4 protein-coding genes are annotated in these 5,014 nt (G+C 37.6%); 1 reads left to right on the top strand and 3 read right to left on the bottom strand.

From position 1 onward, the window contains the following. Positions 1-1,542: 1,542 nt before the first annotated feature. Positions 1,543-1,698 (bottom strand): preprotein translocase, encoded by a 156-nt coding sequence (locus B9P78_RS09155; protein ID WP_094519140.1) that lies wholly within the window; start codon positions 1,696-1,698, stop codon positions 1,543-1,545. Between the two features lie 37 nt (positions 1,699-1,735). Then, a complete protein-coding gene (pepF, locus tag B9P78_RS09150) occupies positions 1,736-3,547 on the bottom strand; it encodes an oligoendopeptidase F (protein WP_094519139.1) in 1,812 nt (603 codons plus the stop codon). Positions 3,548-3,737: 190 nt separating this feature from the next. Here pepF and B9P78_RS09145 point away from each other — a divergent pair, with 190 nt between their 5' ends. Next, positions 3,738-4,628 (top strand): fructose bisphosphate aldolase, encoded by an 891-nt coding sequence (locus tag B9P78_RS09145; RefSeq protein ID WP_199445771.1) that lies wholly within the window; start codon positions 3,738-3,740, stop codon positions 4,626-4,628. 263 nt (positions 4,629-4,891) lie between these two features. On the opposite strand, the gene B9P78_RS10750 is transcribed toward B9P78_RS09145, so the two are convergent. Then, entirely contained in the window at positions 4,892-5,011 is a 120-nt protein-coding gene (locus tag B9P78_RS10750; protein WP_107309498.1) for an IS3 family transposase, read from the bottom strand. Positions 5,012-5,014 lie beyond the last annotated feature (3 nt).

Raw genomic sequence — 5,014 nt, 5'->3', positions numbered from 1 at the left:
CTCTTTCATCGCGCGCCTCAGTTCTGTCAGTTGGTCTCGCAGTTCCATCTGGCTCATCCCTTCATGTTTTTGCCTGAATCATATCAGAAAAACAAGAGGGAGTAAAACTTTACCTCAACTTATATAGATGAATAAATTCATGGGATTTTAATTTATTTTGCGCGATAAATGAAAATATTGGAAAAATTCATTTATTTTATTAAATAGGTGAATTCATCCAAAAACATTCATTTATTGCATTAAATAGATGAAGGGATAGGGTCAAAATTAATTTATATCCTCCAATAAGTTAAGAAAGTAGCAGATTATTCACTTATTTAGTCAAATAGTTCAATCGTAACAAAAAACGAGTCGATGGGAGGTCGACTCGTTTTTTAGTATTTATCTTTCATTTGGGAGGAGAAAGATGAGTGAAGAAAAGAATGTTTGGTTTGTTTATTGGGTATGTTTATATAATAGAGGGAAACAGTGAATAAAGAATGAAGATATGCGTCAAAATTGTGCCGATTTAGTGATGAATTTCTTAAGGATTTCTATAGCAAGGCGCAAAGGCATAAATTACACGAAAGAAGATGGGCATAAAAGTTAAAAATCATAGATTTTTCGTCCTACAGTGAACGTTCCTTGTGAGTCGTGGGACCATTGAAAGCCAAGGTCTTTCAATTTGAAATCGAGCTAAGCTCTCGACTTCACCCTCTTTCACGGTTAAAGGACTACACTTTCAGTCCTTTAACCTGTTCCCATGATATATTTCAATCAAAATTTATAATAATTTTTCCAAAGTAAAAGGCGTACACAACTCTTATAAAGAATGGTGTACGCCTTTTTAGAGGGCTTTTGTCCCATCCTCTTTTTCATTTTGCATCTAATTCTTGGGGACAATTTTATTTTTGCAAGGATTCATTTATTTCCCTAAATAGATGAATAAATTCGTTGGATTTTAATTTATTTGGCGCGATAAATGAAAATATTGGGGAAAATTCACTTATTTTGTTAAATAGGTGAATTCATCCAAAAACATTCATTTATTGCATGAAATAGATGAAGGGATAGGGTCAAAATTCATTTATATCCTCCAATAAGTTAAGAATGTAGCAGATTATTCACTTATTTAGTCAAATAGTTCAATCGTAACAAAAAACGAGTCGATGGGAGGTCGACTCGTTTTTTAGTATTTATCTTTCATTTGGGAGGAGAAAGATGAGTGAAGAAAAGTTTGTTTGGTTTGTTTATTGGGTATGTTTATATAATAGTGGGGAGTGGTGAATAAAGAATGAAGATATGCGTCAAAATTGTGCCGATTTAGTGATGAATTTCTTAAGGATTTCTATAGCAAGGCGCAAAGGCATAAAATAAGAGTTGGTTGGGATAAACTGGCCACAAAAAAGAACTGGCAATCGCCAGTTCTTTTTCTCTCATCCTGTTAAGTTGAGTTCGCTTGGGCAGACAGGTCTCCACTTCAGAGATATTTGCAGCGAGTTTCACTCGCTACTGCATATCTCTTCCAGTGGTTAGGGCCATAGCGCTTTTTCTCTCATCCTTTTAAAATTGTGATACTACCAACATGGCCATAAAGAATACCAATAATACGACGGCAAGGGCGCCAAATGCGATGTAAATTTTCTTTTGTTCGCGTTTATACATATAGTTACTTGAGAATAGCAGTAAAAAAGCTGCTACGATAAAAAACCAGATCATTGTTACACCAAGCTTTCTGTTTGATTCAATGGTCGACCTAGCCTAATTTATTTGAGTAATCAATGATGGCATTGACTGAGTCATTTAAGAAGGCAATGGTATTTTCTAATGGTTCACCACTTGTAATATCCACTCCTGCTACTTTTGCCGCTTCAACCGGGTTAATCCGCCCCAATTTCAAGAAGTTGATCCATTTTTCAATGGCTTGGTCATCTTCACCTGAACGGATATTCAAGTAGGCTTGTGTCGCAATCGTTAAGCCTGCTGAATAAGTGTATGAGTATAGCCCCATGTAATAATGTGGTTGACGCATCCAAGTTAATTCAGCACCTGGATTAATTTCTACTGCGTCGCCCCAGAAATCTTGCAGTACACCACGTTTTAATTCAGATAGGGTTTCGGCAGTAAATGCTTCACCCTTATCGATTAGACGATACACTTCTCGTTGGTAAGCTGCTTCTAGTAAATGTGTAATGAAGTTATGGAAGTATGTATTGGTCAACATGTTGGCTAAGGCAAAACGTTGTGTCCGGTCATCTTCCCCGTTGTCTAATAAGTATCCTGTCAATAGTAATTCATTGAAAGTAGATGGTGCTTCAATAACATATAAACTTGGTTCGCTTGAAATGAACAAGTTGTTGGCTTCTGCACGACTCATTTGACCGGCATGCCCTAACTCATGGATTAAGGTATACACATCAGAAAGTTGTTCTGTCCAGCTCATCAAGATGTAAGGATGTACATGACCAGCGATTGTAGCAAATCCACCTGTTGATTTACCAACATTTTGTGCATAGTCAACCCAGCGGTCGGTGTAGGCTGGGGCAATTTCCTTATAGTAATCGTCTCCCATAATTGCAGTTGCTTGCTTCACGTAAGCTTCTGATTCTTTAAAGGAAACAGGTTTTGAAAACGTTGGATCAAGGCTAATTTTTAAGTCAGCATAAGTCATTTTATCTAAACCACGGACTTCTTTCACGTGGGTGATGTATTTGCGCATAACTGGCGCTAATTCTTCCATAATGACATTGATTTGGCGGTCGTATAATTCGCGGTCAACGTCTTGGCTAAATAGTAAGTAGTCGATGACTGATTCGAAACCACGGATATTGGCTTGGGCTTTTTCTTGTAGAACATGGCCGTAGTATGTGGTTGCAAAGGTGTTTTTGTATTTGGCTAACTCAGCTGAGAAGGCATCGAAGGCTGCACGACGGATGTCAGTATCTTCTTCAAACATATATTTGTCTTCATATAATACAAAGCTTAATGGATATGTTTTGCCATTGACTTCAAAGTCTGGGAAAGTCATGTCTGCTAATTTTGAGTTGTTGTAGATTTCATAATTTTGGTCATGTGCTTGGTTAAATTGGAATAAGACATCTTCAATTGTTGATCCTAGGTAGATGGCTTGTTGACGATGGATTTCATCGATGAAATCGCTAGTTTCAGGTGCGATTTCTTTAACCGCAGCTAAGTCTTCTGCTGATTTTTCTAATAAAGCATTTTGGAAGAAAAGCATGTTTTCTGCAACATCTTTACTTGCATTAGATACCTTATGTAATTTCAGTGATGCTTGAGAGTTAGTACGGTCGGCTTCAACGGCTAGGAAGGTGTAATGCATTAATTGCGAACCGATGACTTGAATGTCTGAAGCTGCTAGCACAGCTGTCGCAATCGTTTCTGGGTCTGTTAATTTGTCTTTATATTGGTCATTAAAAGCTTGACCCTTAGCCTTGTAATCCGCAAGACTTTCTTCAAATACAGCCTCTGTTTTAAAAATTTGGCTTAAATCCCAAGTAGCTTCTGGTTTTACTTGGTCACGTGTTGGAAATTGATTTTCTGTTGTCATGCTGCAAGTCCTTCTTTCTCATTTCATTGTTAAAATAAGTTTACCACTAAGAGAGTTGCCTGACTAGGAAATAGAAATGCCAGCTCTTTTTCAAGGGTTATCTTTTGTTTTTGCCAAAAATAGGTTCATAATAATTAGTGTAATTGGTAAACCAATGCAAAGATTTAAAGGAGGAATTTTCACAATGACTATTAACGAAGCGCAATTAGATCGTATGTCAAATGATCCTGGCTTTATTGCCGCACTTGATCAATCCGGTGGCTCTACACCAAAGGCATTAAAAGACTATGGTGTTGACGAAGATGCATATAGCAACGAAGATGAAATGTTTGGTAAAGTACACGAAATGCGTACGCGTATCATGACAAGTCCCGCTTTCACTAGCGAGAAAATCTTAGGTGCAATCTTATTTGAAAATACCATGGACCGTGAAGTTGAAGGTGAATATACTGCTGACTACTTAGCGAACAAAGGAATTGTGCCCTTCCTAAAAATCGATAAAGGGTTAGCCGAAAAAGAAAATGGCGTGCAATTAATGAAAGACATCCCTGGATTGGATGATTTATTAGCGCGTGCAAATGACCGTAATATTTTTGGCACAAAAGAACGTTCAAATATTTTAGAGTTGAATGAAGAAGGTATCAAAGCTGTTGTCGCACAACAATTTGACTTAGCCAAAAAAGTGGTTGCCGCTGGTTTAGTGCCAATCATCGAACCAGAAGTAAATATCAATGCTGAAGACAAAGCTGCAATCGAAGAAATTCTACGTGACGAAATCAAAGCCAATTTAGATCAATTAGGTGAAAATGATAAAGTCATGTTGAAATTGACGATTCCTACAGTAGCTGACACATACCGTGAATTAGCAGCACATCCAAACGTTGTACGTGTAGTTGCCTTATCAGGTGGTTATAGTCGTGACAAAGCAAATGAATTATTAAAAGAAAACTATGACATGATTGCTTCATTCTCACGTGCACTTGCAGCAGAATTACGTTACGCGCAAACAGACGATGAATTTAATGCCTTACTACAAGACGCCATAGATACCATTTACGACGCATCCGTAAATAAAGTCTAGAGTGTGACATGAGGCGTTTAGCCCACAACCAGTGGAAGATGACTGCCGCAGCGCACGCAGTGTGGTGCAAGGTCATCTGAAGTGGGCAGTGGGTTGCCTAATAGAACATATTTTGATAGCGTGTGACAAAAATGGTTTAGCTTTGAAAAATATTTCTATGGGTATAAAAAGGGGTTGGGACAAATGAACTGCCCCCTGTCAAGCAGACAGGTAAATAAATAAAATATTTAAGCCATGCATCAATTTTAATATGCATGGTTTTTTTATGCTGGAATACGCAATCCCATGCTAAGTGGAACTCGCTCCATATTATAAAATTCAATATAAGATTGAAGTGCATCATTTAACTCTTCAAACGTATCGTATGCTTCTAATTGTGGCATTTC

The sequence above is a fragment of the Aerococcus sp. 1KP-2016 genome, from assembly GCF_002252085.1.
GTDB lineage: Bacteria > Bacillota > Bacilli > Lactobacillales > Aerococcaceae > Aerococcus.
This window is presented reverse-complemented; position numbering and strand designations above follow the sequence as displayed.

What these genes read in the sequence shown, in the direction of transcription:
- B9P78_RS09155 (WP_094519140.1), bottom strand. Translation starts at nt 1,698, where the DNA reads ATGATCTGGTTTTTTATCGTAGCAGCTTTTTTACTGCTATTCTCAAGT.
- pepF (WP_094519139.1), bottom strand. Translation starts at nt 3,547, where the DNA reads ATGACAACAGAAAATCAATTTCCAACACGTGACCAAGTAAAACCAGAA.
- B9P78_RS10750 (WP_107309498.1), bottom strand. Translation starts at nt 5,011, where the DNA reads ATGCCACAATTAGAAGCATACGATACGTTTGAAGAGTTAAATGATGCA.